A 24304-nucleotide genomic window follows, 5' to 3' on the forward strand; every position below is an offset into this window, starting at 1 on the left:
CGGGGAGCTCTACGAGCCGCAGGAGGAGAACCCGATGCTCGGCTACCGCGGCGCCTCCCGCTACATCTCTCCGGACTTCCGAGCGTGCTTCGACATGGAGTGCGAGGCGCTGCGGTTCGTGCGGGACGAGATGGGGCTCACCAACGTCGAGATCATGGTCCCGTTCGTGCGCACCCTCGGTGAAGCGGCGGCCGTGACGGAACTGCTGAGCGAGAACGGCCTGCGGCGGGGCGAGAACGGACTGCGCGTGATCATGATGTGCGAGCTCCCCTCCAACGCCGTGCTCGCCGAGGAGTTCCTCGAGTACTTCGACGGCTTCTCGATCGGCTCGAACGACATGACCCAGCTCACGCTCGGACTCGACCGCGACTCCGGACTGGTGGCCTCGACCTTCGACGAACGCGACCCGGCCGTGCTCCGGATGCTCTCGATGGCCATCGAGGCGTGCCGCCGTGCGGAGAAGTACGTCGGGATCTGCGGTCAGGGCCCGAGTGACCATCCCGATCTCGCCGAGTGGCTGGTCTCGCAGGGGATCGAGTCGATGTCACTCAACCCCGACACCGTCGTGGAGACCTGGCTGCGGCTCGCCGCGCAGACCGTGCCGGTTCCCTGACCGCGCCGGGGCGTCCCTGTCGGTCGACACGAGTAGTCTCAGGTCATGGGAACCCTCGAGTACAACAGCTCTCGTCCTCCGATCGAGGTCGATGACGAGACGCTGGCGCATCTGAAGATCGTCATCGGGACGAAGCTTCGCCGTCATGAGAGCTTCATGATGACCTGGTTGCCGGAGGAGAAGAACCCGGCCGGCCGGCTCACGATCTGGATGCACCCCAGCATCCCGCTGAGCCTCGCGTTCGACCACGCGGAGATGCCGGCGATCGACTCGAAGCGGATCGAACGCATGATGGAGAACCTGAACGCCCGGGGCGAGCTCGTCCTCGATCAGCTCGGCTAGCGAATGCGGCGGAAGGGGGCTCCCGGAAGCAGGTCTGCGAGACCTTCGCTCCCCGCTGCGGTGAGACGCACGGCGCGGGGGTTGGAGGGAACGCGCTCGATCCAGGCGTTCTCCGTGAACGTCGCGAGGAGCATGTCCGCGGCCAGCCCCGCGAGGTGCTCACGTCGTTCCGTCCAATCGAGGCACGGGCGGGTGAGAGCGCGCCTCGGATTCGTCGGCAGTTCGACCCCGAGGGACGCCACCCAGGTCCGTCCGGCCGGGGTGAGTGAGAAATCGGACTCGATGTAGCCTGTCGCGCGCATGCCGTCAGCGAGGGCGACACCGAGCGTGCCCGCGAGATGGCGGTAGCAGGTACGAGCCTCCTTGATGGCGCGGTCACGGTGCTGGGCGTCGAGCGACGGCGTGGCGGGCCGGACACGATCGGAGAATGCGGCGAGTGCCTCGACCAGGTCAGCGGCTCGGGTGCCGGCGAGTCTGAGGTAGCGGTGTCGTCCCTGGCGCACTTCTTCGACGAGACCGGCATCGAGCAGTCTGTCGGCGTGCTCGCTCGCGGATGACCGAGCGATGTCGGCGGCCCTGGACAATTCCGTGAGCGTCCATGCCCTTCCATCGAGCAGGAGCAACAGCATCGACGCGCGAGCCTCGTTGGCGAAGACGGCGGCCGTCGCCGCCAACTCCGGGCTGCTCGTCCCCTCCATGTCGAGGATTTTATCGTCCGCACCGTTCGGTCCAGCCCGAACGGTTCGCGCCACAGACTTGCCCTCATGAACTCGACTCTGGCGATCGAACCCTCCGTGTTCTACTTCGGCACCCCTGTGGCCCTGCTCACCACGGCGAAGGCCGGCGACGAAACCGCGAACATCACGCCCATCTCGTCCGCATGGGCATTGGACGACACCTACGTCCTGGGGCTGAGCAACGGGGGCCAGGCGATGCGCAATCTCCGCGACAACGGCGAACTCGTGATCAACCTTCCCGACGCTCGGCTGTGGGAGTCGATCGAGAGGATCGCCGACACGACGGGGGTTGCGGACGTCCCGGCCCCCAAGCGGGACAAATACCGATTCGAGCCGGACAAGTGGACGCTCGGCGGGTTCACTCCACGGCCGAGTGGGATCGTCGGGCCCCCGCGGATCGCCGAGTGCCCCGTGCAGATGGAGGCTCGTGTCACGAACCTGACGCCGCTGGATGAGAATGGCGACGCCACCATCGTCCATGCGAAGGTCCTGCGCACACACGTGCATCAGGCGCTGGCGGTGCCGGGAACCTCCTACGTCGACGTCGATGCCTGGAAGCCGATGTACTACACGTTCCGGCACTACTTCGCGCAGGGCGAGCGGGTCGGCGTCAACTTCCGCGCGGAGCGGTGAGCCGTTCGGCTCGGGTTGCGAGACGGGTGGGGATCAGCGGCGGACGCGGGCGCGCGTCTTCGCGACGCTGGCGAGGGTCGCGCGCAACGGAGTGCCCAGGTACAACCCGAGGGAGGCCCCGGAGGCGAGACCGATGCCGATCACCGCAGCATCGATGAGCGAACCTCCGGCGTACAGCATCCCGGTCGAGGTGCCGGCCGCGTGGACCATCTCGAGCAGACCCTGGAACACGGCCACACCGGGGACGAGGGGGACGATCGCCGCGGTCGTCACCGCGACGGACGGCACGTGCAGGTTGCGGGCGATCAGCATGCCGAGGAAACTCGCCAGCAGCGCGCCGACCGCGCTCGCCGCCGCGGGATGCAGGTTCAGGGCGATGGATGCCGAATACCCTGCGAGCGTGACGGCACTGAGCAGTGCGCTCACCAGGATGATCCGGATCCCGGCGCCGTTGAACACGGCGACCGCGATGGCGACGATGATCGCACCGGCGAACTGGTTCAGCAGCGGGCCGAACGGCGCGGGGTCGTCGGGGAGGTCCATCGTGAAGCCCAGGACACTGCCCAGCTCGAGGCCCACGAGGATCCCGATCACGACCCCGAGGGTCTGCATCGTGAGGTCGAGGATGCGTCCGCCGGCGGTGAGCGCGAAGCCGTCGATCGCGTCCTGCGCCGCCCCGACCACGGTGAGTCCGGCGAGCATCAGCACGATACCCGAGGCCACGATGATGGACGGGCGGATGCCGACGAAGGGTTCGACCCCCGCGGCGCCGAGAGCCGACACGGCGACCGCCACCCCGGTCGTCACGAAGCCACCGGCGATCTGGCTGAAGAACAACGGGACCCGGATCCTGGCGAGAGCCGCCTGGGTCAGCGCCGCGCAGAGCGCCGCGACGAAGGTGAGGGCGACGATGATCGGGGAGGCGCCGAGCATGATGCTCACACCGACGGCGAGCAGAGCCCGCGCGACGATGACCACCGGCTGCTGATAGCGGAAGGGCACCCGTCGGATCGCCCGGAAGGTCGCGCGCGCGGATTCGAGGTCGAGTCCGTCGTCGATGTCCGCCACCAGGGCCTGCACCCGCTGGAGCTTCGCATGGTCCGGAGCCGTCACCCGCACCACGCGGACCAGCGTCTCCGGCCAGACCTCGCCGCTCAGGTGGAACGACACCGTGATCGAGTTGTAGGTGACGTCGACCTGGACGCCCTTCATCCCATACGCGTCGCACACGCGGATGATCGCGAGCGTCACCTCGTGCGCGGAGGCCCCGACCGCGAACATCGACTCGCCGATACGGGTCGCAAGGTCCAGCACGCGCGGTACCGTGCGTTCGTCGATGACGGGCATCGCCTCGGTGGCCGCGACGGCCGAGGGATCGGTGTGCAGCAGGCGGCGCACCGACGTGAGCAGCGGCCGGCGGGATCTCGCGGACATGTCTCCATTCTCCCGTCCGGGAGGCGATCCGTCACGGGCGCGCCGCGATCGGACCGCCCGCCCGTCAGGGAGCAGGGGTGATGTCGATCGTGGCGGAGGTCTCGACGTCGTCGCAGGCCGACCCCACCCAGAGTCGGATGCTCCCCGGCTCCACGCGGCGCACGCCGTCCAGCCCGGTGAAGGCGAGGCGCTCGGTGGGGACCGCGAACTCGATGACCTGTTCCGCACCCGGTGCCAGGGACACCCGGCGGAAGTCGACCAGCTGCGCGACGGGGCGTGCCACGCTCGCGACCTCGTCGTGCGCATACAGCTGCACGACGTCGGTGCCCTCGCGGGAGCCCACGTTCCGCACGCGCACGGTGACCTGGAACGTCTGCCCCGCGGTCACGGTCTCGTCAGCCGTCAGGTCCCGGTGCTCGAACGTCGTGTAGGCGAGCCCGAATCCGAAGGGACGCACGGGCGTCGGATCGACGCTCGTCACATCGGTGCGTCCTCCGAGGGTGGCGTGCAGGTAAGAGTACGGCTGCGCGCCGGCGGATCTCGGCAAGGACACCGGCAGGCGACCGGACGGGGACACGCGTCCGCTCAGCACGGCGGCGATCGCCGCGCCTCCTTCCTCCCCGGGGAAGAACCCGTGCAGGAAGGCGGCCGGCAGGGGAGGCTGCTCCGTCGGCGATGTCCGGCCGGCCGGCGCGGGGGAATTGACCGATCCGAGACCCGCGTTCGTCCCGGCAGCGGTCGCCCGCGGCGGGAGCGCCCAGCCCAGGGCATAGGGGCGGCCGGTGAGAGCGACGACCACCACCGGGGTGCCGGTGGCGACGATCGACTCGACGAGTGCGCGCTGCACGCCGGGGAGGTCGAGGGTATCGACGTCGTTACCCTCGCCGACCGTGCCGCGTCCGAACAGGCCGGCACGGTCACCGATCACGACGATCGCGACGTCGGCGTCGGTCGCCTGCCCGATCGCCGAGGGGAACCCGCTGCGGTCCTCGCCGTCGACCTCGCAGCCGACGGCGTGGGTGATCGTCGCCGAGGGGAGCTCCGCCCGTAGCGCGTCGAGCACGCTCGGCAGCGCGATGCCGGCGGGTACTTCGGGGTGGTGGGCGAGCACGTGGTTGACGAAGGAGTAGCACCCCATCAACGCCTCGGCGCTGTCGGCATTCGGTCCGATGACCGCGATACGCGGCGACGCGGACGGATCGAGCGGGAGGATGTCGTCGTTGCTCAGGAGGACGAGCGACTCCTCGGCCAGACGACGGGCGAGTCCACGGTGCTCGGCCGAATCCAGGTCGACCTCGCGCGGCGGGTCGGTGAAGTCCGCGTCCAGCAGACCCAGCTCCTCCTTCTGCGCGAGCACGCGCCCGACGGCCCGATCCAGGATGCTCTCCGGCAGAGACCCGTCGCGCACCTGTGCGGCGAGCGTCATGTACGCGTCGGGGGAGGGCAGCTCCACATCGATTCCGGCGGTGAGCGCGAGCGCGGCCGCCTGGGCGGAGTCGGCGGCGACATGATGCATGGTGCGCAGGAAGTCGACGGCGAAGTAGTCGGACACCACGACTCCGTCGAACCCCCAGCGTCCGCGCAGCACCTCATCGAGGTAGTACGGATCCGCGGCGACCGGCACGCCGTCGATATCGCTGTAGGAGTTCATGACGCTGCGCACACCGCCTTCCCGCACCGCCATCTCGAACGGCGGAAGGAGCACGTCCTCCACCTCGCGACGACCGGCGGACACCGGAGCGTGGTTGCGGCCGGCGCGAGAGGCGGAGTACCCCACGAAGTGCTTGAGCGTGGCGTGCACGCCTTCCGCCTGCATGCCGCGCACATAGGCGGTTCCGACGGTTCCGACCAGCAGCGGGTCCTCGGCGATGCACTCGTCGACGCGTCCCCACCGCGGGTCGCGGATCACATCCAGCACCGGCGCGAGACCCTGATGGATCCCGAGGGTGCGCATCGACGATCCGATCGCTCGCCCGACCTGTTCGACCAGATCCGGGTCGAAGGACGCTCCCCACGCGAGCGGCGTCGGGAAGGTCGCGGCCTTCCATGCGGCGAGCCCGGTCAGGCACTCCTCGTGCACGAGAGCGGGGATCCCCAACCGGGTCTCCCGCTGCAGCCGCGCCTGCTCACCCCACAACCAGCTCGCCCGCTCGAGGGGCTCGACGGGGCGCGTGCCGTAGACGCGGGTCAGGTGACCGATCCCGTGAGCCGTCGCCTCCTCATAGCGGGTGGACGTCCGCTTCTCGCCGGCCATCGGGGCGACGAGTTCGTTGCCCTGGTCGACCCAGAAGCCGACGAGTTGCGCCTGCTTCTCCTCCAGCGTCATCTGGTCCAGGAGGCTCGCCACGCGTGCGGAGAGCTGAGGGCGGGGGGTGGGGGAGAGCACATCCATCTCTTTCTGTGGAACTTCGGTCGACATCGTCAACCCTTGACGGCGCCGGTCAGACCGCCCACGATCCGACGCTCGAACAGGCTGAAGAAGATCAGGGCGGGGATCATCGACAGCGAGGTGAACGCCAGCACCTTCGCGGTGTCGACGGAGTACTGGGAGGCGAACGACTGCACGCCGAGGGGGAGCGTGAACGAGGCTGCATCGTTGAGGATGAACAGCGGGAGGAGGTACCCGTTCCAGCTGCCGATGAACGCGAGGATGCCGGTGGTGATCACACCGGGGATCGACAGCGGCAGCACCATGCGCCAGAAGAACCCGATCCTGCTGCATCCGTCGATGAACGCGGCTTCCTGGATCTCGTCGGGGATCGCCCGGAGGAACGGCACCAGGATGATGATCGTCGTCGGCAGGGCGAAGGCGATCTGCGGCAGGATGACCCCACCGAGGGAGTTCATCAGGCCGAGGTTCCGCACCACGATGTACAGCGGCGTGATGGCCACGGTCAGTGGGAACATGAGGCCGGCGGCGAAGAACGCGTAGAGCACTCCGCGTCCGGCGAACCGGTAGCGGGCGAGCACGTAGGCCGCCATCAGCCCCAGGGCCACCACGCCGATGGTGGTGGCGAGGGCGACGATGGTCGAGTTGAGCACCTGGCGCCAGAAGATGCCGCCCGTGATCACGTCGAGGTAGTTCTGGATGAGCCACGGACTCGGCAGCCCTGACGGGTCGGTCGTGATCTGGGCGTTCGTGCGGAAACCGCCGATGATGATGTACGCGATCGGAGCGAGCATCAATCCGACGACGATCAGTGCGACGAAGTAGACGGTCGGGTTGGCCCACGGCAGCCGCGCGCGCGGGGCGCGCCCCGGCCGCTGGGTGACGAGTAGCGAGGTGGCGGTCATCGCGTCGTCCTCTTCTTCCGTGCAGGGGCGCCGGTCAGGGCGCCGTCGGTGTCGCGTCGTAGCACCGCGCGCTGGTAGACGAGCGCCACGACGAGCGAGATCAGGAACAGCACGACCGCGACGGCGTTGCCGTACCCGAAGTTGCCGGCGTTGCGTCCTTCGGAGACCATGTAGGTCGCCATCGTCGAGGTCCCGGCGGTGGAGGCGATGTACTGCCCCCAGATGATGTAGACCAGGTCGAACAGCTGCAGCGAGCCGATGATCGACAGGAATGCCCAGATGCGCAGCGTCGGAGCCAGCAGGGGCAGCGTGATGCGCCACTGGATCTGCCAGTACGAGGCGCCGTCGATCGCGGCGGCTTCGTGCAGCTCCTCGGGAATGCCCTGGAGCCCGGCGAGGAACAGGATCACCGCGAATCCGACGTACTTCCAGGTGATGATCACCATCAGCGTCCAGATCGCGATGTCCGGATTCGAGAGCCAGTCGTTCGCGAGGAATCCGAGGCCCATCTTCTCCAGCAGGTCGTTGAACGCACCGCTGGTCTGCAGCATCAGGCTCCATCCCGTTCCCACGACGACCTCGGAGATCACGTAGGGGATGAAGATGAGGACGCGGATCAGCGACTGACCGCGCATCCGCCGGTTGAGCAGGAGGGCGAGCAGGATCGCCGCCGGCCCCTGGAAGACGAGCGAGAAGACCAGGATGAACCCGTTGTGCGCGAGCGCGTCGTGGAACAGCGGATCCTGCAGGATCGTGAGGTAGTTCTTGAGGCCGACGAAGTCGGTCGGAGGGCCGTAGCCCTGCCAGCTGAAGAACCCGTAGTAGCCCGCCATCAGCACCGGGAAGATGACGAAGGCGAGGAAGACGAGGAGGGCCGGCCCGGCCAGAAGGATCACTTCCAGCCGGGCGGAGACCCTATGCCTTTGCTGCGGCATCCTGGACGGCCTTGACGATGTCCTCCGGGGTTCCCTGACCGGCGAGCATGTTGACGACGGCGACGTTGAGGGCGTTGCCGACGTTCTGTCCGTAGACGGTGTCCAGCCACTGCGTGGCGTACGGTGCGGCGTTGTAGGCCTCGAGGATGGCCTGCAGGTACGGCTCGGTCACGGCCTCCTGCGCGACGGTGTTCACCGGCGGAGCGTTGAACGCCTTGTAGTAGGCGGTCTGCACCTCGGAGGTGCCCAGGTAGTTGAGGAAGTCGACGCAGGCATCCGGCGCATCGACCGAGCACGAGTACCCGTCGACGCCACCCATCATCGAGCCCGGCTCGCCTTCGCCACCCTCCACCTCGGGGAAGGGGAACCACGAGAGGTCGGGAAGCGGCTTCTGGTCGGGCGTCAGGGAGCCGATCACGCCCGGGTTCCAAGCGCCCATGAGCTCCATGGCCGCCTTGTGGTTGGCGATCAGTCCGGCCGAGCTGGCGGCGCCCTGCTGCGCGGTCGTGGTCAGGAAGCCGGAGTTGAACGGTTCGGTGGCTGCGAAGGCCTGCAGGTCTTCACCGGCGCGCACCCAGCAGTCGTCGTCGAAGTTCATCTCATCGGCAGCCTGGGCGAGCGTGTCCGAGCTGCATTCGCGCAGGGCCAGCCAGTAGTACCAGTGCGCTGCGGGCCAGGCATCCTTCGCGCCGAGGGCGACGGGATCGATCCCCGCACTCTTGAGCTTCTCGGTCGCGGCCTCGAGCTCGTCGAGCGTGGTCGGGTTCTCGGCGATGCCCGCCTCGTCGAACAGGTCCTGGCTGTAGAAGAGCCCTCCGGGGAGGACGGCCACGGGAAGCGCGTAGATCTTGCCGTCGAGGCTGCTCGCCGAGTAGGCGGCATCGGAGATCTCCTCCGCGGCGGCACCCGTGATCGAGTCGGTCAGGTCCTTGAGCTGTCCTGCTTTGACCATCGCGGCCATCTTGCCGCCGCCGCGCTGCAGGAAGATGTCGGGGGCATCGCCGGAGTTCAGAGCGGTCTGGAGCTTGCCGTCGAGATCCTCGTTCTGGATCGACTGGATGTCGATGGTGACGCCGGGATTCGCCTCTTCGAAGTCGGCGACGGTCTGCTCCCAGAATTCCACCCCCGGTCCCGTCGTGGAGTTGTGCCAGAGGGTCATCGCCGAGTCTCCGCCGTCATCGGTCGAGCCGGCCGTGCACCCGCTGAGCGCGAGAGCTCCGACCGTGGCGATCGTGGCGAGGGACACGAGGGAGCGCCGTGTGCTGTTCATGTGATCGTTCTCCTCATCGAGAGTTGCGCCGCGCGTCTCTGCGGGCGCCGCGGTGGCAGGAGGTGCGACCGCGTCGCGTTGCAGTCTGCTGTCGTCGAGAACTTTCGTCAAACGTTTTCGAAAACAGTTTCCATGGCGGCCGCGCAGCCGGATACGCTGGGCGATCATGAGCGGGAGAACGACGATCCACGATGTCGCGAAGGCGGCGGGCGTCTCGGTGTCAACGGTGTCGAAAGCCGTCAACGGACGCTACGGGATCGCGGATGAAACGGTCCGACGTGTGCTCGACGTCGTGCAGGAGCTCGGCTACGAATCGAGCCTGGTGGCCAGCAGCATGCGCGCCAGACGCACCGGCGTGATCGGGGTGCTCCTCGCCGACTTCGAGCCGTTCAGTGCCGAGATCCTCAAGGGCGTCGGCGCAGCGGTGCACGGCACCGGTTTCGATCTGCTCGCGTACAGCGGGTCGCGGCACGGACAGGGGGAGGGGTGGGAGCGCCGATCGCTCAGCCGCCTCTCCGGAACGCTCATCGATGCCGCGATCATGGTCACGCCCACCGTCGTGGGGGCCTCGGCCGAGATTCCCGTGGTCGCGATCGACCCGCACACGGGCCGGGCCGACCTGCCGACGGTCGAGTCGGACAGCTTCGGCGGGGCTCTCACCGCGACCCGCCACCTCCTCGAGCTCGGCCATCGCCGGATCAGCTTCCTGGGCGGTCGTCCCGACCTCCGCTCCGCGGGGCTGCGTGACGCCGGCTATCGGCGTGCGCTCGCCGACGCCGGCATCCCGGTGGATCCCGACCTGATCCGCGCGGGGCGCTACGAGCTGGAGACGACGCGGGATTCTGCGAGGATCCTCCTGGCGGGTCCGGAGAGGCCGACGGCCGTGTTCGCCGCGAACGACCTCTCCGCCATCGCCGTGATCGAGGTCGCGCACGAGCTCGGGCTCCGGGTGCCGCAGGACCTCTCGGTGGTCGGGTTCGACGATGTGCCGGAGGCCACCCGCCGAGCCCTGCCGCTCACCACCATCCAGCAGCCGATGCGTCGACTCGGGGCGGTGGCCGCGGAGATGGTCTTCGCGCTGCTCGCCGGCGAGCCCATCGAGGAGATGAACGTGACCCTGCCGACGAGGCTGGTCGTGCGGGCGACCACGGCGGCGATCGCCCGCACGTAGGCCGGGGTCAGGCGCGAGCGACCTCGAGCTGGATGACCGACCAGGACAGCGGGGGCAGGGTCGCGCGTACCGCACCGTCCACGACCTCGACCGCACCCAGCGGCACCATGTGGACGCTGTCGGGAGCGGTCTCGAGGTTCGACGTGTGGCGGTCGCCACCCTCGGGGATCGTGAGGGTCTCGGCCTCCACCACGCGCAGGTCGCCGAGTCCGTGCAGGTCGATCGTCAGGTCGCTCGATTCGTCCAGCGAGCGGTTCGCGACGAACACGGCCACCCGACCGGTCGCCTCGTCCCACGTGGCGGCGGCGTCCACCGCGTCGACGCCGCCGTAGCGCTTCGTCTCGATCTGCGCTGCCGAGACGGCGAGTCGGAGGATGCGGCCCTTCGCGAGACGCGCCATGCGCTCGAAAGGCCAGAAGCTCGTCTGGCGCCAGGCCGCTCCGCCCTCTTCGGATCGGATCGGTGCGATCACGTTCACGAGCTGCGCCTGGTTGGCGATCTTCACACGGTCGCCGTGCCGCAGCAGGCTGTTGAGCAGCGTCCCGACGACGACGGCATCCGTCACGTTGTAGGTGTCCTCGATCAGCCGAGGGTGCTGCCTCCACCCCGCCTTCTCGATCTCCTTCGCCTCGACGTCGTTGTACTTCACCTGATCCCACACGTTCCACTCGTCGAACGAGATGTCGATCTGCTTCGTGTGCTTGCCCGCGGCCTTCACCGCGTCCACCGTCGCGATGACGCCCTCGATGAAGGCGTCCATGTCGGTGGACTCGGCGAGGAACGACTCGGCGTCGCCGTCGTGCTCCTGGTAGTACGCGTGCATCGAGACGAAGTCGACCTCGTCGTAGGCGTGCGAGAGCACCGTGTGCTCCCAGGTGCCGAACGTCGGCATCGAGCGGCCGGACGACCCGACCGCGACGAGCTCGATGGAAGGATCGACCAGTCGCATCGCCTTGGCGGACTCCTGCGCGAGCCGCCCGTATTCGGCCGCGGTCTTGCCGCCGATCTGCCACGGGCCGTCGAGCTCGTTGCCGAGGCACCACAGCTTGATGTCGAACGGCTGCTCCGCCCCGTTCCTGCGACGCAGATCCGACCAGTACGTGCCGCCGGGGTGGTTCGCGTATTCGACGAGCGCGCGGGCCTCTTCGACACCGCGGGTGCCGAGGTTGACGGCCTCCATGACCTCGACCTCGGCCTCTTCCGCCCAGGCCATGAACTCGTGCAGGCCGAACGCGTTCGTCTCGACGGTGTGCCAGGCACCGTCGAGACGCACCGGCCGGTCCTCTGCGGGGCCGACACCGTCTTCCCAGCGGTATCCGGACACGAAGTTGCCGCCGGGGTAGCGGACCACGGTCGGTCCCATCTCCTTCACCAGAGCCAGGACGTCGCGGCGGAAGCCGCGCTCATCGGCCTGAGGATGACCGGGCTCGTAGATGCCGGTGTAGACGCAGCGACCCATGTGCTCGACGAATGAACCGAAGAGTCTCCGGGGGACGTCGGCGATCGTGAAGTCGCGGTCGATGGTGATGCGGGCCTGAGACATTGTTCTCCTCGGGTCTGGCTCTGCGGGTGGGGTGGGGGGCAGGGATCACTGACCGCCGAAGCCGCTGGTCGCGACTCCCTTGACGATCTGCTTCTGGAAGATGATGAAGACGACGATCAGGGGCAGCGCCGCGAGCACGGCTTGCGCCATGACCTGTGCGTACTGCACGCCGTAGGCGCTGATCACGGTCTGCAGGCCGACCGGCAGCGTCATGAGCGTCGTGTCGTTGATGACCAGGAACGGCCAGAGGAAGTTGTTCCAGGCGCTGATGAACACGAAGATCGCCACCGACGCCATGATCGGACGGGACAGGGGGAGCACGATCGACCAGAAGATCCGGAACCGTCCGGCGCCGTCGACCCGTGCCGCATCTTCCAGCTCGATCGGGATGGCATCGAAGAACCGCTTCAGGATGAACACCATCGCGGGTGCCACGACCTGCGGCAGGATCAGCCCCGCGTAGGTGTCGACCAGGTTGAACGCGAGCATCTCGTAGAACAGCGGGATGATCAGCACCTGGGGTGGGACGACGATGGAGGCGATGATCGCCACGAACAACCACTTGCGGCCGGTGAAGTCCAGGCGGGAGAAGGCATAGGCCGCGAGTGCGGAGATGGCCAGCGTGATCACCGTGATCGCGACGGACGTGAGCAGGCTGTTGAGAGCCCACACGTAGACGTTGCCCTGCGAGAGGATTGCCGTGAACGCCTCGATCGTGGGTCCGCTGGCGCCGATCCAGCCCGGATCGCCGGAGGCGGCATCCGTCTCGGTCTTGAACGCGGTCGCGACCGCCCAGAGGAAGGGCAGCAGCCAGCCGACCGCGAGGAGCAGCAGCACGATGAAAGCGGCGATGCGGAGTGGGCCGAAGGGATTCTGGCCGGGAAGACGCGGCCGCCGAGGGCGACGGGACGATGCCGTCGTGATCGTCTCGGTGGCAGTGGGGACGACGGGGGATGCGGTGGCGGTGGACATCAGAGCTGCTCCTTCCGGCGGCGCGTGATCAGGGCCTGCGCGACGCCGAGGATGACGATGAGGGCGAAGAACACGTAGGAGATGGCGGCCGAATAGCCGAACCGGTAGCTGACGAAACCGGCCTCGTAGATGTACTGCACGATGGAGCGGGTGGTGTCGCTCGCGACCCCGCCGAGCATCTGATACGCCTGGTCGAACAGCTTGAGCGAGGCGAGGATCTGCAGGATCAGGATCAAGACGGTGGCTGGACCGAGCTGCGGGAGGGTGATCGACCAGAACTGTCGCCAGGCGCCGGCGCCGTCGAGGGAAGCGGCCTCGTACTGCTGCGGCGGGATGTTCTGCATCGCGGCGAGGTAGAGCAGGAAGTTGAAGCCCACCGTCCACCACACGGTCGCGATCACGATCGACAGCATGTTCGTGTCGGGGTTCTGCAGCCAGGCGAGAGGTTCGAGACCGAAGAACTCGAGGATGTTGTTGGCCGCGCCCACCTGGGGGTTGAAGATCCAGACCCAGATCTGCGAGATCACGGTCGAGGCGAGCAGGAACGGCATGAAGAACGAGAGGCGCCACAGCCATTGTCCCGGGATGCCGCGGTCGACGAGAGCCGCCATCGCGAGGGCGACCACGACGAGCGGCACCGTGGAGAGCAGCGTGAACCAGACGGTGTTGCCCATCGACTGCCACATCTTCGGGTCGCCGAACGCCTCCGCGTAGTTGGCGAAGCCGATGAACGCGCCGCCGGCCCCGGTGAGGGACTGGTCGGTGAAGCTGAGGATGATGCCGTGGATGATGGGCCAGACGAGGAACAGGACGAAGGCCACGAGGAACGGCGCGAGGAAGGCCCAGCTGATGAGCTGTTCGCGGTTGCGCGAGCCGGCGCGGCGACCCCGCGGGGTGGTGCGGGACCCGGTGACGATGGTGCGCGTGGAATCGGTGAGCGCGGTCATGATTCGAACGTCCCCTCGGGGTCTGCCGGGTTCGGCTGTCGGAGCAGGGTGTTGACCCGCGCCTCGAAGCGGTCGATCGCGGTCGCCGGGTCGTCGCCCGAGAGCAGCACACCCTGGACGGCCGCGCCGAACTCGGACTGGAAGTTCGAACCGGACCCGGTGAACCATGCGGTCGGGTCGTACACGACGTGCTGCGCCGCGTCGGCGTAGTTCGCCTGGGGGATCAGATCGGCGTACTCCGGGGATTCGGTCACGGGGAGGAACGCGGGGATGTGCCCGGCCTCGGCCCACCCGAAGGAGTTCTTGAGCATGTCGGCCACGAACTCGTAGGTGAGATCGCGTCGGACCGGATCGGCGTGGGACTGATGCGGGAGCACGAACGAGTGCGAGTCCGCGTAGACCGCCGGTGTGCCGAACAGCGTGGGGATCATCGTCGCGTCGAACGGGATCCCCGCGGCCTGCATGGTGCGGAGTTCCCAGACACCGGTGAACAGCATGCCGCTCTTGCCGGTGGCGAACTCGGCGATGGCGCTGCCGTAGTCGGCCTGTGCGAGGGCGATCTCCCCGTCGAGCAGGGTGCGCATCAGAGAAAGCGATTCGACGGCGACCTCTTTGTCGATCGTCGCCGGCCCGCCCGGAGGGAGTTCCATCGCCGCGCCGTGCTGCGAGTAGAAGGTGTAGAACAGGCGCCACATCTGGGCGCCGTCGCCGAGGTAGCCGTAGGACAGCGCATGCCCCTCGGCAGAGCCCCCGATTGCGCGCAACTGGTCGAGGAACTCCTCGGGAGAAGAGGTCTCTGCCAATGCCCCGTCGCTGTCCAGGACGCCTGCGGCGTCGCAGATGTCGGTGTTGAACATCATCACGAAGGGGTGGGCGTCAAGGGCGACGCTGTACATGTCCCTGCCCACGAAGCCCTTCTCCCAGATCGGAGCGGGGAAGGTCGAGCTGTCGACGCCGAGCTCGGCGAGGCGGTCGAGGTCCCAGGGGTCGAGGAGTCCGCCCGGGGCCCAGCCGACGGTGCGGGTCGCATGCATGATCGCGACATCGGGGGCGCGACCACCGGCACCCGCCATCGCGAGTTTCGTGTAGTACGGAGTGCCCCACGCGAGCACGGTTGGGCGGATGCGGAAGGCGCTCTGTGCACCGTTCACCTCATCCAACAGCTGCGACATGGTGACACCGTCGCCTCCGCTGAGCAGGTGCCAGAACTGCAGGGTCTGCGGGCCGGTGGCGGATGCCGCACCGGGCGCGCACCCGCTGAGCAGGGCCGCGCCGGCGGCGAGGGAGGTGGCAGCGAGGAACTGCCTTCTGGACAGATCGAGCGGGGGCGTCATCGTCACTCCTTCGTGACAGGGCGGGTGGACGACTCATCATTACATCGATGTAATCGGATGTGCAAGCATCGATCGCGCTCCGATGCCGGCGGAGGTCAGGGGCGGTAGCCGGCCGGGCGGCCCTCCGTGCTCGCGCGTTCCAGGAGGTGGTGCGAGAGGGTGAGTGCCCGCGGCGGAGCCGTGCGGTCGTCCATGCGGGACTCCAACAGGCCGAGTGCCGCGATCGCGAACGCCTGTCGATCGAACGCGATCGAGGTCAGTGCCGGGGAGGTGAACCGCGAGAACTCGACATCGTCGAAGCCGGTCACGATGACGTCGTGCGGCACTCGGATGCCGTTGTCGTGCAGGGTGTGCAGAGCCCCGAGCGCGAGCGAATCCGTGAATGCCACGATCGCGTCGAAGGGCACGCGGCGATCGAGCAGGACACGCACCGCCTCCGCGCCACCGGCCATCGACCAGGGCAGACGATTGATCTCGAGGGCAGTATCCCGGGCGATGCCCGCTTCGCGGAGCGCATCGTGCACGCCCTCGAGGCGCAGCCGGCTCGTGGCCGTCGCGATCGACGGATCGTCGTCGGCGCCGACCACCGCGACCCGCGTCGCGCCGCGGGCCAGCACATGCCGCGTCGCGTCGGCGGCAGCCTGTCGGCTGTCGATGCGCACATGGTCGGCACGGTTCTGCTCCACCTCGCCGATCACCACCAGCGGCGGAAGGCGGTCGGCGTACTTCAGCACGCTGTCCTCGAGGCGGATCGGGTTGAGGATGAGGCCGTCGACCAGGTGCGCCCGGGCGCGGGAGACCAACTCCTTCTCACGCTCGGGCTCGGACGCCGTCTCCTCGATCTGCACGGCGAGGCCTTTGCCGTGCGCAGCCTCGACGATGCGATGCACGAGCTCTGCCGAGAATGCGGTCGCGAGATCGGGGAGGGCGACGGCGATGATCCCGGAGCGCCCCTTGCGCAGTCCCCGCGCGCTGAGGTTGGGAACGAAGTCGAGCTGCGCCATCGCGGACTCGACCTTGGCCCGAGTGCTCTCATTGACGGGAACCGTGCCGGTCACGACGTTCGACACCGTCTTGGGGGAGACCCCGGCGAGGGCCGCGACGTCCTTCATGGTGGCGCGGGGCGGCGGCAGCGCTGTCATCCGGTCAGCCTAGCGCCGAGACTGGCATACGCGGAGTACATCGATGTAGTCGATCGATGGGTGGCTATCATGGCGCAATGAGCAGCGAGCGCAACTGGGCAGGCAACCTGACGTACCGGGCCTCGGCGGTCGCGCACCCCGAGTCCGTCGACGAACTCGGCGCCCTGCTCGCGCAGGGCGGTCCGGTGCGCGTGCTCGGCTCACGACACTGCTTCAACGACATCGCCGACACCGAAGGCGTGCTCCTCGCGCTCGACCGTCTGCCCTCGGTGTTCGAGGTGAACGCCGACCGGACGGCCGTGCGGGTCTCCGGTGCCGCGCGCTACGGCGACATCGCGCCCCTGCTCGACGCGGAGGGGCTCGCGCTCGCCAATCTGGCCTCACTCCCGCACATCTCCGTCGCCGGAGCGGTGGCCACCGGAACGCACGGTTCCGGCGATGCCATCGGTTCGCTCGCGAGCGCGGTCCGAGGCCTCACGATCCTCACGCCCTCCGGCGAGACCCGCAGGCTGGAGCGGGGGGACGCCGACTTCGACGGCGCTGTCGTGAGCCTCGGGGCGCTCGGTGCTGTGCTCGACGTGACGCTCGACGTCGAGCCGACCTACGAGATCGCTCAGCACGTCTTCGAGCACCCGGACTGGGACACGGTGCTCGCCGACTTCGACGAGGTCACCTCGGTCGGCACCAGTGTGAGCCTGTTCTCGACGTGGGAGCGCACCGACGTCATCGACCAGATCTGGGTCAAGCAGCGTCTGCCCGAAGCGCGCGAGGCCGCGCGGGTGTCCTTGTTCGAACGGCTCGGAGCCGTCGCCGCTGTGAGCAAGCGGCATCCGATCCTGGGCGTCGACCCCATCGCGTGCACCGAACAGCTCGGGGTCGCCGGACCGTGGTTCGAACGGCTGCCGCATTTCCGGCTCGACTTCACCCCCTCGGCCGGCGCCGAGATCCAGAGCGAGTACCTCGTGCCGCGTGAGGATGCGGTGGCCGCGATCCAAGCCGTGCGGACCCTCGCGGGGCAGATCGCGCCGCTGCTGCTGGTGAACGAGATCCGCACCGTGCGCGCGGACAGTCTGTGGCTCAGCCCGTCGTACGGGACGGATGTGGTCGGTCTCCACTTCACCTGGAAGCCGGATGAAGCGGCCGTGCGCGCTCTGCTGCCGACGATCGAGGCCGCGCTTCCCGCAACGGCGCGTCCGCACTGGGGCAAGGTGTTCACCCTCGACGGTGCCGAGACGCGCTCGCGGTACACGCGCGGAGACGACTTCGCCGCGCTCGCCGCCCGCTACGACCCGGAGCGCCGGCTGGTGAACCCCTACCTGGAGCGTCTCGGCCTCTAGTCCGCTCGCGTCCCGCCCCCGCGCGCTCCGGTCGCGATATGGCAGCCAGAACGGCCGCTTTGGGTGCCATATCGCGACTGGACCCCCTGGGTGTCGACCGGAGCGGCGGGGCGGGAGGATCGAGTCTTGTGCTCGAATTCTGTTACCGGTAACATCAAGCTCGCAGTGATCATCACACGGCCCGTCCGGGCCGTCCGGACTCGTGCCCCCGCGAGCCTCCGGCATCTCAAGGAGGAGAGTGCATGAACAGCGTCGCCGGCATCCATCTGTGTCGACACGGTCAGCGGGTTCCACGCCGTCGCCCGGAGCGCGAGCTCGGGCAGGGGCAGTCCCGAACGTCACGCTGAGCCCTGGAGGGAACTCCCTCTGCAGACGCGCCGTGCACGCGGCACGTGTGAATCCGCGGACCTCCGTGTCCGCGCGGCGTGCTCGGCGCGCCCGCGACATCCGGTCCTGAAACCCATCGACCCCACAAGGGGACCGAGGCCCGTCCTGCGGCGATCCGCCGCGTCGGGAGCCCTCGGTCGTATCCCCGCCTTCGCCTGAGGTCAGCACACTCGACGGACTTCTCCTGCGAGGAGAAGCCCGCCATCGGTGTGCGCCCGCGCCTCGGGCGAATCGATCCGCAAGGAGAACACCAGTGAAATCACATCTCAGATCCGCCGATCGGCGACGCAGCCGATCCGTATCGCGCCCGGCAGCGCTGCTGGGCGTCGCCACTCTCATCGCCTCGTCCGTGAGCGCGGTGGGAGGACCGGGAGCGGCCTTCGCCGCGTCGGACCTCATCGAGAACGGCACCTTTGAAAGTGGGCTCTCGGGGTGGACCGCACCCCTGGGTGGGACGCTTGCCGAGAGCTCGGATGCTCGCACCGGCGCGAAGGCTCTCGCGATCAGCGATCGTTCCAGCTTCCAGTCCGGCCCCACCGCGACGGTGACGGGGCTGCTCGACACGGAGGAGTCCTACGATCTCTCGCTCTCGGTGAAGTTCGACGCCGGTCGTGCCACGCAGAACTTCAATGTGGTGCTGTGCACCTCGACGCGGAGCCGCTGTGACGTCGTGGCATCCACGACCGCGACGGCGGGGGAGTGGTCGACGATCGAGGAGACGTTCACACCGTTGACCGCCGACTACGACATCCTCTTCGTCGAGACCCCCTGGAACACGGACGTGCAGTCGTTCGTGATCGACGATGTCTCGCTGACGACCGGCGACGGAGGCCCTGCTGTCACCGAACCGCCGGCCGTGCCGGGAAACCTCCTGCCGGACGGTCGCTTCGTCTCGGACCTGACCGGATGGACCAACACCCGTGGCGGCACGCTGGCGCTCAGTGACGACGCGGCGAGCGGGGCGCACTCCCTGAAGGTCACCGGCCGGGAGAACACGCAGTCGGGTCCGTTCGCAAGCGTCGCGGACAAGCTCGAGCTGGGTGCCTCCTATCGGCTCACCGGCACGCTCAAGTATGACGAGGGCAATCCCACCCAGCAGTTCAACTTCACCTTCTGCCCCACGAACTTCAACGGGTGCGCCGACTACGGTCACACGTTCACGAAGGGCGAATGGGGCACGTTCTCCCAGGAGTTCACGGCCGAGGCCAGGCACGTCGCGGCGGGATGGCTGTTCGTCGAGACCCCCTGGGGCTCCGACGCGTTGCAGGACTTCTCCGTCGATGACCTGTCGCTCGTCAAGATCGCGGATGCCCCGGAGGGTCCCGCCTTCACCAACCTGGAGAAGGTGCAGACCAAGCCGATCGGTGACCACAACCCGCTCGTCGGGCACAAGTTCGGCGCCGACCCGCACCACCTCGTCTACAACGGCCGCCTCTACATCTACTCGACCGATGACACCCAGCAGTACGACCTGAACACCAAGGATGAGAACGGTCTGCCGACGCAGTCGAACGGCTACGGCGGTATCACCCGACTCAACGTGATGTCCACGACGGACATGGTCAACTGGGTCGATCACGGGTCGGTACTGGTGGCACGCGAGGGCGGCGCCGCCCCCTGGGCCCGCAACTCCTGGGCACCGGCCGCGATCGAGAAGGACGGCAAGGTCTACCTCTACTTCTGCGACAGCGGAACCGGCACGGCGGTCGTCGTCGGCGGCTCGCCGCTGGGGCCGTGGGAGGATCCGCTCGGCAAGAAGATCATCCCGGACACCGTCTCACGTGACTACATCGCCGAAGGCGGATTCCCGGCGGGCATGTGGCTCTTCGACCCCGAGGTCTTCATCGACGACGACGGCCAGGGCTACCTGTACTTCGGCGGCAACTCGCAGATCGGCACCGCGCCGGACGTGCAGGGACCGCAGAACCCGAAGTCGACCCGCGTCGTGAAGCTGAAGGACGACATGGTCACCCTCGACGGCGACCCGGTGGAGATCGACGCCCCCGGCATGTTCGAAGCGTCGAGCATGTTCAAGCGGGACGGCAAGTATTACTACTCGTACTCGTCGAACTTCCAGGTGAACGAAGCTCCTGGGCAGTACCCGTCGCGCGGCGCGATCGCCTACATGATGACCGATGACCCGATGACGCTCGGTTCCTCGGAGTACGCCGGGGTGGCTTTCCAGAACCAGGGCACGTTCTTCGGAGCGGGCAACGGGGGGAACAACCACTCCGACATGTTCACCTACAAGGGCGAGACCTACTTCACGTACCACGCGCAGACGCGCGGGGCGGCGTGGGCGGCCGCGCTCGGAACGCCCGGAGCGACGCAGGGCTACCGCTCGGTCCACATCGACAAGCTCGAGTTCAACCAGGACGGCACCATAAAGCCGATCGTCGGAACGCGTGCCGGGGTGGAGCAGGTGGAGAGCTTCGACCCGTACCGCACCTTCGAAGCGGAGACCCTGGCCTGGCAGCTGGGCATCACGACGATCGAGGGGGATGCCGACTCGGTCGAGTTCCCCGAGCACAACGGTTCAGGGAACATGGTGCTGTCCGGCGTCGACGACGGTGACTTCTCCGGAATCTCCGGCGTCGACTTCGGCTCCGGTGCCCGGAAGGTGTCCGCGACGGTGAAGCCGCTGGTCGCCGGGGGCAGCATCCAGGTGCGTCTGGATGACGTCGACGGCGCGGTCGTGGCGGAGATCCCCGTCGACGGCACGATCGGGGAGTGGACGACGGTTCAGGCCGAGGTCATCGGTGCGACGGGCGAGCACGACGTGTTCTTCGTCTTCGCCGGAGCGGAGGGTGTGGATGCCGAGATCGACTTGTTCGAGGTCGACAACTGGGCGTTCGCGCCGATCGATGACAGCCCCGGCACCGAGCTGAACGTCCAGCTGTCCGTCGACACCGCGGCCGCAGGAAGCACGGTGACCGTGACCGCCACCGGCGTGACGAGCGACGAGGTCGAGATCGGCATCGAGAGCACCTATCGGGCGCTCGCGACCGCGACGGCGGTGGCCGGCCGGATCCAGGAGACCGTGACGATCCCTGCCGACATGGCGGCGGGTGCACATCACATCGTGCTCCGAGACGGCGAGACGGAGCTCGCACGGCTGCCGCTCACCATCACCAGGTCGAGCACTGGTGGCGGCACCGGTGGTGGTCCCTCCGCCGGGGGTGGCGTGAGTGGTTCCGACGGTTCCCTCGCGAACACCGGTGGCGACGCCAGCTCGTCGTTGACGGCGATGTGGCTCGGGGTGCTGCTCCTGGCGCTCGGATCCGGTTTCTGGATCCTGCGTCGCCGTGGCCGCGCGGTCGTGGAGGTCGAGACGGAGTGAGGTGAGGTCGCCGCCCGCACGCGGTGACCTCCGCTCCCGGCCCGCCCCTTCCTGGCTCCCCCAGCAGGAAGGGGCGGGTCCCTCTGCCGTTGCGTGGTTCCCGCTGTTCTCGGTAACATCGCTCAGACAGGGCCGACGGAGGTGCGCATGGTGAACGTCGGCTCGGACAAACCCAACATCCGACAGGTGGCCGTGATCGCCGGGGTGTCGCACATGACGGTGTCGCGGGTGCTGAACGACCACCCCAACATCAAGCCCGATACGCGGCGCCGCGTGCTGGAGGCGATCGAGGAACTCGACTACCGGCCGAATCTGGTGGCACGTGCGCTCGCGACGCAGCGGTCCCGCCGCATCGGCGTGCTCGTCGAGAGCCCCGGCGCTTTCGGGCCGACCAGCATCCTGAGCGCGGTCGAGCTGGCCGCCCGCGGCGCGGACTACTCCGTCGCCCAGATCGCGCTGCACGAGGGCGATGGTCTCTCGCCGCAGGAGGCGGTCGAGAGCCTGATGACGCAGGGCGTCGATGCGCTGTGCGTGATCGCGCCGCGCTCCTCCTCGGTGGCGGCGTTGCGCCGGGTCGTCATCAACGTCCCGATGCTCGTGGTCAAGGCGGATGCCGATCCCACCTTCCTGACCGTGTCGATCGACCAGCACGCCGGGACCACCTTGCTGGTGGATCATCTGGTAGCCCTCGGCCATCGAGACATCCTGCACATCTCCGGTCCCCTGGACTGGCTCGACGCCCGCGCCCGCGAGCGCGCCTTCCACTCCCGGGCGAAGTCCTGGGGCATCCGCGAACGTCCGATCGTCGTGGGCGACTGGACCGCCGACTTCGCCTATGACTTCGCGATGGGCCTGAACCGGCTGCCCGACTACACCGCCGTGTTCGCCGCGAACGACGACATGGCGATCGGTCTCATCCACGGACTGCACGACAAGGGCTTCAGCGTTCCGAACGATCTCAGCGTCGTCGGCTTCGATGACGTGCCCCTCGCGCGGCACTTCCTGCCGCCGTTGACCACCATCCGCCAGGACTTCCACGCCCTCGGAGTCGCCGTGGTCGAGATGCTGCGCGCGGCGATCGAGGAACGTGAGATCCCTGCGTTCACGCGCATCCCCACCGAGATCGTCGCCCGAGCCTCGACCGGGCCGCCGCGGGAGGTGCGGTGATGTCCGCCCCCGGACCGGAGCCCATCGTCGAGCTCTCCGGGATCACGGTGGACTTTCCGGGTGTGCGCGCGCTCGAAGACGTCGACTTCCGTCTGTTCCCCGGCGAGGTGCACGCGCTGATGGGCGAGAACGGCGCAGGCAAGTCCACCCTCATCGCGGTGCTCACGGGAACCTGCACGCCGGTCGCGGGCACCGTGACGATCGCGGGGGAGCAGCGTCGGCTGTCCGGTGTCGCCGACAGCCGCGCGGCCGGCATCGCGACCGTGTTCCAGGAGACGCAGCTCAGCCCGAACCTCAGCGTCGCGGAGAACGTGATGCTCGGCCACGAGCGTCGAGGGATGTTCGGGATCGACTGGCGTCGCACGCGGGCCGATGCGGCACAGGCGCTGGGCAGACTCGGACTGGACGACCTCGACCCGCGGATACCGGTCTCGATGCTGTCGCCGGCGCAGAAGCAGCTGGTCGCGCTCGCGCGCTCGGTCGTGGATCGACCCGACGTGCTGGTCCTGGATGAGCCCACCTCGAGTCTCGACCAGGCGGAGGTCGCCACCCTGATGCGGGTCATCCGCAACCTTCGCGAGCGGGGAGTGGCGATCCTGTTCGTGTCGCATTTCCTCGAGCAGGCGTTCGCGATCAGCGACCGGATGACCGTCCTTCGCGGAGGTCGCCTGATCGGCGAGAACGCCACCCGTGATCTGGACAGGGCAGAGCTGATCTCCCAGATGCTGGGTAAGGACATCGAGAGTCTGCGCGCGCTGAAGTCGGAACGGAAGTCGCATCACTACGTCTCCGATGCCCTCCCCGCCCTCCAAGCCCTCGACATCGGACGACGTGGCGAGTTGGCCGAGACGGACATCGAGATGCAGAGAGGCGAGATCGTCGGCTTCGCCGGGCTGCGCGGCTCAGGTCGGACCGAGCTCGCGAGCCTGCTCTCGGGCGTCGCCCGCGCGGACTCCGGTGAGGTCTGGATCGAGGGGGAGCGGGTGGAGCTGCGCAGCCCCTCGGTGGCTCTGCGTCATCGCATCGCCATGTCCACGGAGAACCGGCGCACCCAGGGCATCATCGGCGACCTCACCGCGCGAGAGAACATCCTGCTGTCGCTGCAGGCTCTGCGCGGATGGTCGAGGCCGCTGTCGGCGGGTGAGTCCGCGGCGTTGATCGACTCCTACGTCGAGGGCCTGCATCTCGATCCCGTCGACCTCGATCGCCCGGTGAAGATGCTCTCCGGTGGTGCGCAGCAGAAGGTCCTCCTCGCCCGTGCGCTCGCGGTGCGCCCGCATGTGCTGATCCTCGACGAGCCGACGCGGGGGATCGACATCGCGGCGAAGCTCGACATCCAGCGCCGTGTCAGCGAGCTCGCTACCGGAGGGGTCGCGGTCGTGTTCATCTCGTCGGAGCTCGAGGAGGTCGTGCGGGTGAGTGACCGCATCATCGTCCTGAAGGACCGGGAGAAGATCGGCGAGCTCAGCAACGGGCCCGGTGTCACCGTCGACACCGTGGTCGAGATGATCGCGGCGGATGTGGACTCTCGGCTGCGATGATTGTGCCCGGTAACACGATGAGGATGACGATCTAGCCCCGGTATTCGAGTTACACGTTGTGTTCCAGTCTTTGTTCCCGGTAACATCGGCTCCGGGACACGACGACAGTGTCCTGCAATCACCAGGACCACGATCGGTCCGAAACGGTTTGCCGGGTTCAGCCCG

At 68.1% G+C, this 24304-nt stretch carries 19 protein-coding genes; 8 read left to right on the forward strand and 11 right to left on the reverse strand.

Annotation, left to right across the window (positions count from 1 at the left end):
• Both L978_RS15935 and L978_RS15940 read left to right on the forward strand, forming a co-directional pair.
• A partial coding sequence (locus L978_RS15935; protein ID WP_047524271.1) for a putative PEP-binding protein occupies positions 1 to 613 on the forward strand: 613 nt, incomplete at its 5' end.
• Positions 614 to 658: 45 nt separating this feature from the next.
• Positions 659 to 955, forward strand: a complete 297-nt coding sequence (locus tag L978_RS15940; protein ID WP_047524272.1) for a DUF7882 family protein — start codon at positions 659 to 661, stop codon at positions 953 to 955.
• Here L978_RS15940 and L978_RS15945 read toward each other — a convergent pair.
• Positions 952 to 1653: an ArsR/SmtB family transcription factor gene (locus L978_RS15945; protein ID WP_047524273.1), complete on the reverse strand. Its 702-nt coding sequence runs from the start codon at positions 1651 to 1653 to the stop codon at positions 952 to 954. The genes L978_RS15940 and L978_RS15945 overlap by 4 nt on opposite strands.
• 66 nt (positions 1654 to 1719) lie before the next feature.
• Here L978_RS15945 and L978_RS15950 point away from each other — a divergent pair, with 66 nt between their 5' ends.
• Positions 1720 to 2325 carry a flavin reductase family protein gene (locus L978_RS15950; protein ID WP_047524274.1) on the forward strand — a complete coding sequence of 202 codons (606 nt, stop codon included), beginning with the start codon at positions 1720 to 1722 and terminating at the stop codon, positions 2323 to 2325.
• A 33-nt stretch (positions 2326 to 2358) separates the two neighbouring features.
• Here the strand turns inward: L978_RS15950 and L978_RS15955 are convergent, their stop codons facing one another.
• From L978_RS15955 to L978_RS15975, 5 genes are all read right to left on the reverse strand, one after another.
• Positions 2359 to 3759, reverse strand: a complete 1401-nt coding sequence (locus L978_RS15955; protein WP_047524275.1) for a threonine/serine ThrE exporter family protein — start codon at positions 3757 to 3759, stop codon at positions 2359 to 2361.
• A gap of 64 nt (positions 3760 to 3823) precedes the next feature.
• Entirely contained in the window at positions 3824 to 6151 is a 2328-nt protein-coding gene (locus tag L978_RS15960; RefSeq protein WP_052193814.1) for a beta-glucosidase family protein, read from the reverse strand.
• A gap of 29 nt (positions 6152 to 6180) precedes the next feature.
• Positions 6181 to 7053, reverse strand: coding sequence for a carbohydrate ABC transporter permease (locus L978_RS15965; protein WP_047524276.1), 873 nt, complete (start codon positions 7051 to 7053; stop codon positions 6181 to 6183).
• Positions 7050 to 7988, reverse strand: coding sequence for a carbohydrate ABC transporter permease (locus L978_RS15970; RefSeq protein WP_052193815.1), 939 nt, complete (start codon positions 7986 to 7988; stop codon positions 7050 to 7052). Before L978_RS15970 ends, L978_RS15965 begins: the two co-directional genes overlap by 4 nt.
• A complete protein-coding gene (locus L978_RS15975) occupies positions 7969 to 9258 on the reverse strand; it encodes an extracellular solute-binding protein (RefSeq protein WP_047524294.1) in 1290 nt (429 codons plus the stop codon). Before L978_RS15975 ends, L978_RS15970 begins: the two co-directional genes overlap by 20 nt.
• Before the next feature lie 166 nt (positions 9259 to 9424).
• Between L978_RS15975 and L978_RS15980 the strand changes: the two genes are divergently transcribed.
• The gene (locus L978_RS15980) at positions 9425 to 10429 is read left to right on the forward strand and encodes a LacI family DNA-binding transcriptional regulator (RefSeq protein WP_047524277.1); all 1005 of its coding nucleotides are present in this window, start codon (positions 9425 to 9427) and stop codon (positions 10427 to 10429) included.
• A gap of 7 nt (positions 10430 to 10436) precedes the next feature.
• On the opposite strand, the gene arfA is transcribed toward L978_RS15980, so the two are convergent.
• The 5 genes from arfA to L978_RS16005 all read right to left on the reverse strand — a co-directional run bounded on the left by arfA (position 10437) and on the right by L978_RS16005 (position 16367).
• A complete protein-coding gene (arfA, locus tag L978_RS15985; protein ID WP_047524278.1) occupies positions 10437 to 11972 on the reverse strand; it encodes an arabinosylfuranosidase ArfA in 1536 nt (511 codons plus the stop codon).
• Positions 11973 to 12017: 45 nt separating this feature from the next.
• A complete protein-coding gene (locus L978_RS15990; protein ID WP_047524279.1) occupies positions 12018 to 12944 on the reverse strand; it encodes a carbohydrate ABC transporter permease in 927 nt (308 codons plus the stop codon).
• On the reverse strand, positions 12944 to 13891 hold the full coding sequence (locus tag L978_RS15995; protein ID WP_047524280.1) for a carbohydrate ABC transporter permease: 948 nt from the start codon (positions 13889 to 13891) through the stop codon (positions 12944 to 12946). Before L978_RS15995 ends, L978_RS15990 begins: the two co-directional genes overlap by 1 nt.
• On the reverse strand, positions 13888 to 15225 hold the full coding sequence (locus L978_RS16000; protein ID WP_047524281.1) for an extracellular solute-binding protein: 1338 nt from the start codon (positions 15223 to 15225) through the stop codon (positions 13888 to 13890). The genes L978_RS15995 and L978_RS16000 overlap by 4 nt, the downstream gene beginning before the upstream one ends.
• Before the next feature lie 95 nt (positions 15226 to 15320).
• Entirely contained in the window at positions 15321 to 16367 is a 1047-nt protein-coding gene (locus tag L978_RS16005) for a LacI family DNA-binding transcriptional regulator (RefSeq protein ID WP_047524282.1), read from the reverse strand.
• A gap of 77 nt (positions 16368 to 16444) precedes the next feature.
• Here L978_RS16005 and L978_RS16010 point away from each other — a divergent pair, with 77 nt between their 5' ends.
• From L978_RS16010 to L978_RS16025, 4 genes are all read left to right on the forward strand, one after another.
• Positions 16445 to 17704, forward strand: a complete 1260-nt coding sequence (locus tag L978_RS16010) for an FAD-binding protein (RefSeq protein ID WP_047524283.1) — start codon at positions 16445 to 16447, stop codon at positions 17702 to 17704.
• 640 nt (positions 17705 to 18344) lie between these two features.
• The gene (locus L978_RS16015) at positions 18345 to 21431 is read left to right on the forward strand and encodes a carbohydrate binding domain-containing protein (protein WP_231555084.1); all 3087 of its coding nucleotides are present in this window, start codon (positions 18345 to 18347) and stop codon (positions 21429 to 21431) included.
• Between the two features lie 147 nt (positions 21432 to 21578).
• The gene (locus tag L978_RS16020) at positions 21579 to 22598 is read left to right on the forward strand and encodes a LacI family DNA-binding transcriptional regulator (RefSeq protein WP_047524284.1); all 1020 of its coding nucleotides are present in this window, start codon (positions 21579 to 21581) and stop codon (positions 22596 to 22598) included.
• The gene (locus L978_RS16025; RefSeq protein ID WP_047524285.1) at positions 22598 to 24139 is read left to right on the forward strand and encodes a sugar ABC transporter ATP-binding protein; all 1542 of its coding nucleotides are present in this window, start codon (positions 22598 to 22600) and stop codon (positions 24137 to 24139) included. Before L978_RS16020 ends, L978_RS16025 begins: the two co-directional genes overlap by 1 nt.
• Positions 24140 to 24304 lie beyond the last annotated feature (165 nt).

This window comes from Microbacterium sp. ZOR0019, from assembly GCF_000800925.1.
Taxonomy (GTDB): Bacteria; Actinomycetota; Actinomycetes; order Actinomycetales; family Microbacteriaceae; genus Microbacterium; species Microbacterium aurugineum.

Coding starts and splice junctions, on each gene's coding strand:
- L978_RS15950 (WP_047524274.1), top strand. CDS start 1,720: ATGAACTCGACTCTGGCGATCGAACCCTCCGTGTTCTACTTCGGCACC.
- L978_RS15980 (WP_047524277.1), top strand. CDS start 9,425: ATGAGCGGGAGAACGACGATCCACGATGTCGCGAAGGCGGCGGGCGTC.
- L978_RS15955 (WP_047524275.1), bottom strand. CDS start 3,759: ATGTCCGCGAGATCCCGCCGGCCGCTGCTCACGTCGGTGCGCCGCCTG.
- L978_RS16020 (WP_047524284.1), top strand. CDS start 21,579: ATGGTGAACGTCGGCTCGGACAAACCCAACATCCGACAGGTGGCCGTG.
- L978_RS16000 (WP_047524281.1), bottom strand. CDS start 15,225: ATGACGCCCCCGCTCGATCTGTCCAGAAGGCAGTTCCTCGCTGCCACC.
- L978_RS15970 (WP_052193815.1), bottom strand. CDS start 7,988: ATGCCGCAGCAAAGGCATAGGGTCTCCGCCCGGCTGGAAGTGATCCTT.
- L978_RS16010 (WP_047524283.1), top strand. CDS start 16,445: ATGAGCAGCGAGCGCAACTGGGCAGGCAACCTGACGTACCGGGCCTCG.
- L978_RS15975 (WP_047524294.1), bottom strand. CDS start 9,258: ATGAACAGCACACGGCGCTCCCTCGTGTCCCTCGCCACGATCGCCACG.
- arfA (WP_047524278.1), bottom strand. CDS start 11,972: ATGTCTCAGGCCCGCATCACCATCGACCGCGACTTCACGATCGCCGAC.
- L978_RS15945 (WP_047524273.1), bottom strand. CDS start 1,653: ATGGAGGGGACGAGCAGCCCGGAGTTGGCGGCGACGGCCGCCGTCTTC.
- L978_RS15995 (WP_047524280.1), bottom strand. CDS start 13,891: ATGACCGCGCTCACCGATTCCACGCGCACCATCGTCACCGGGTCCCGC.
- L978_RS15960 (WP_052193814.1), bottom strand. CDS start 6,151: ATGGATGTGCTCTCCCCCACCCCCCGCCCTCAGCTCTCCGCACGCGTG.
- L978_RS15990 (WP_047524279.1), bottom strand. CDS start 12,944: ATGTCCACCGCCACCGCATCCCCCGTCGTCCCCACTGCCACCGAGACG.
- L978_RS16005 (WP_047524282.1), bottom strand. CDS start 16,367: ATGACAGCGCTGCCGCCGCCCCGCGCCACCATGAAGGACGTCGCGGCC.
- L978_RS16025 (WP_047524285.1), top strand. CDS start 22,598: ATGTCCGCCCCCGGACCGGAGCCCATCGTCGAGCTCTCCGGGATCACG.
- L978_RS15940 (WP_047524272.1), top strand. CDS start 659: ATGGGAACCCTCGAGTACAACAGCTCTCGTCCTCCGATCGAGGTCGAT.
- L978_RS15965 (WP_047524276.1), bottom strand. CDS start 7,053: ATGACCGCCACCTCGCTACTCGTCACCCAGCGGCCGGGGCGCGCCCCG.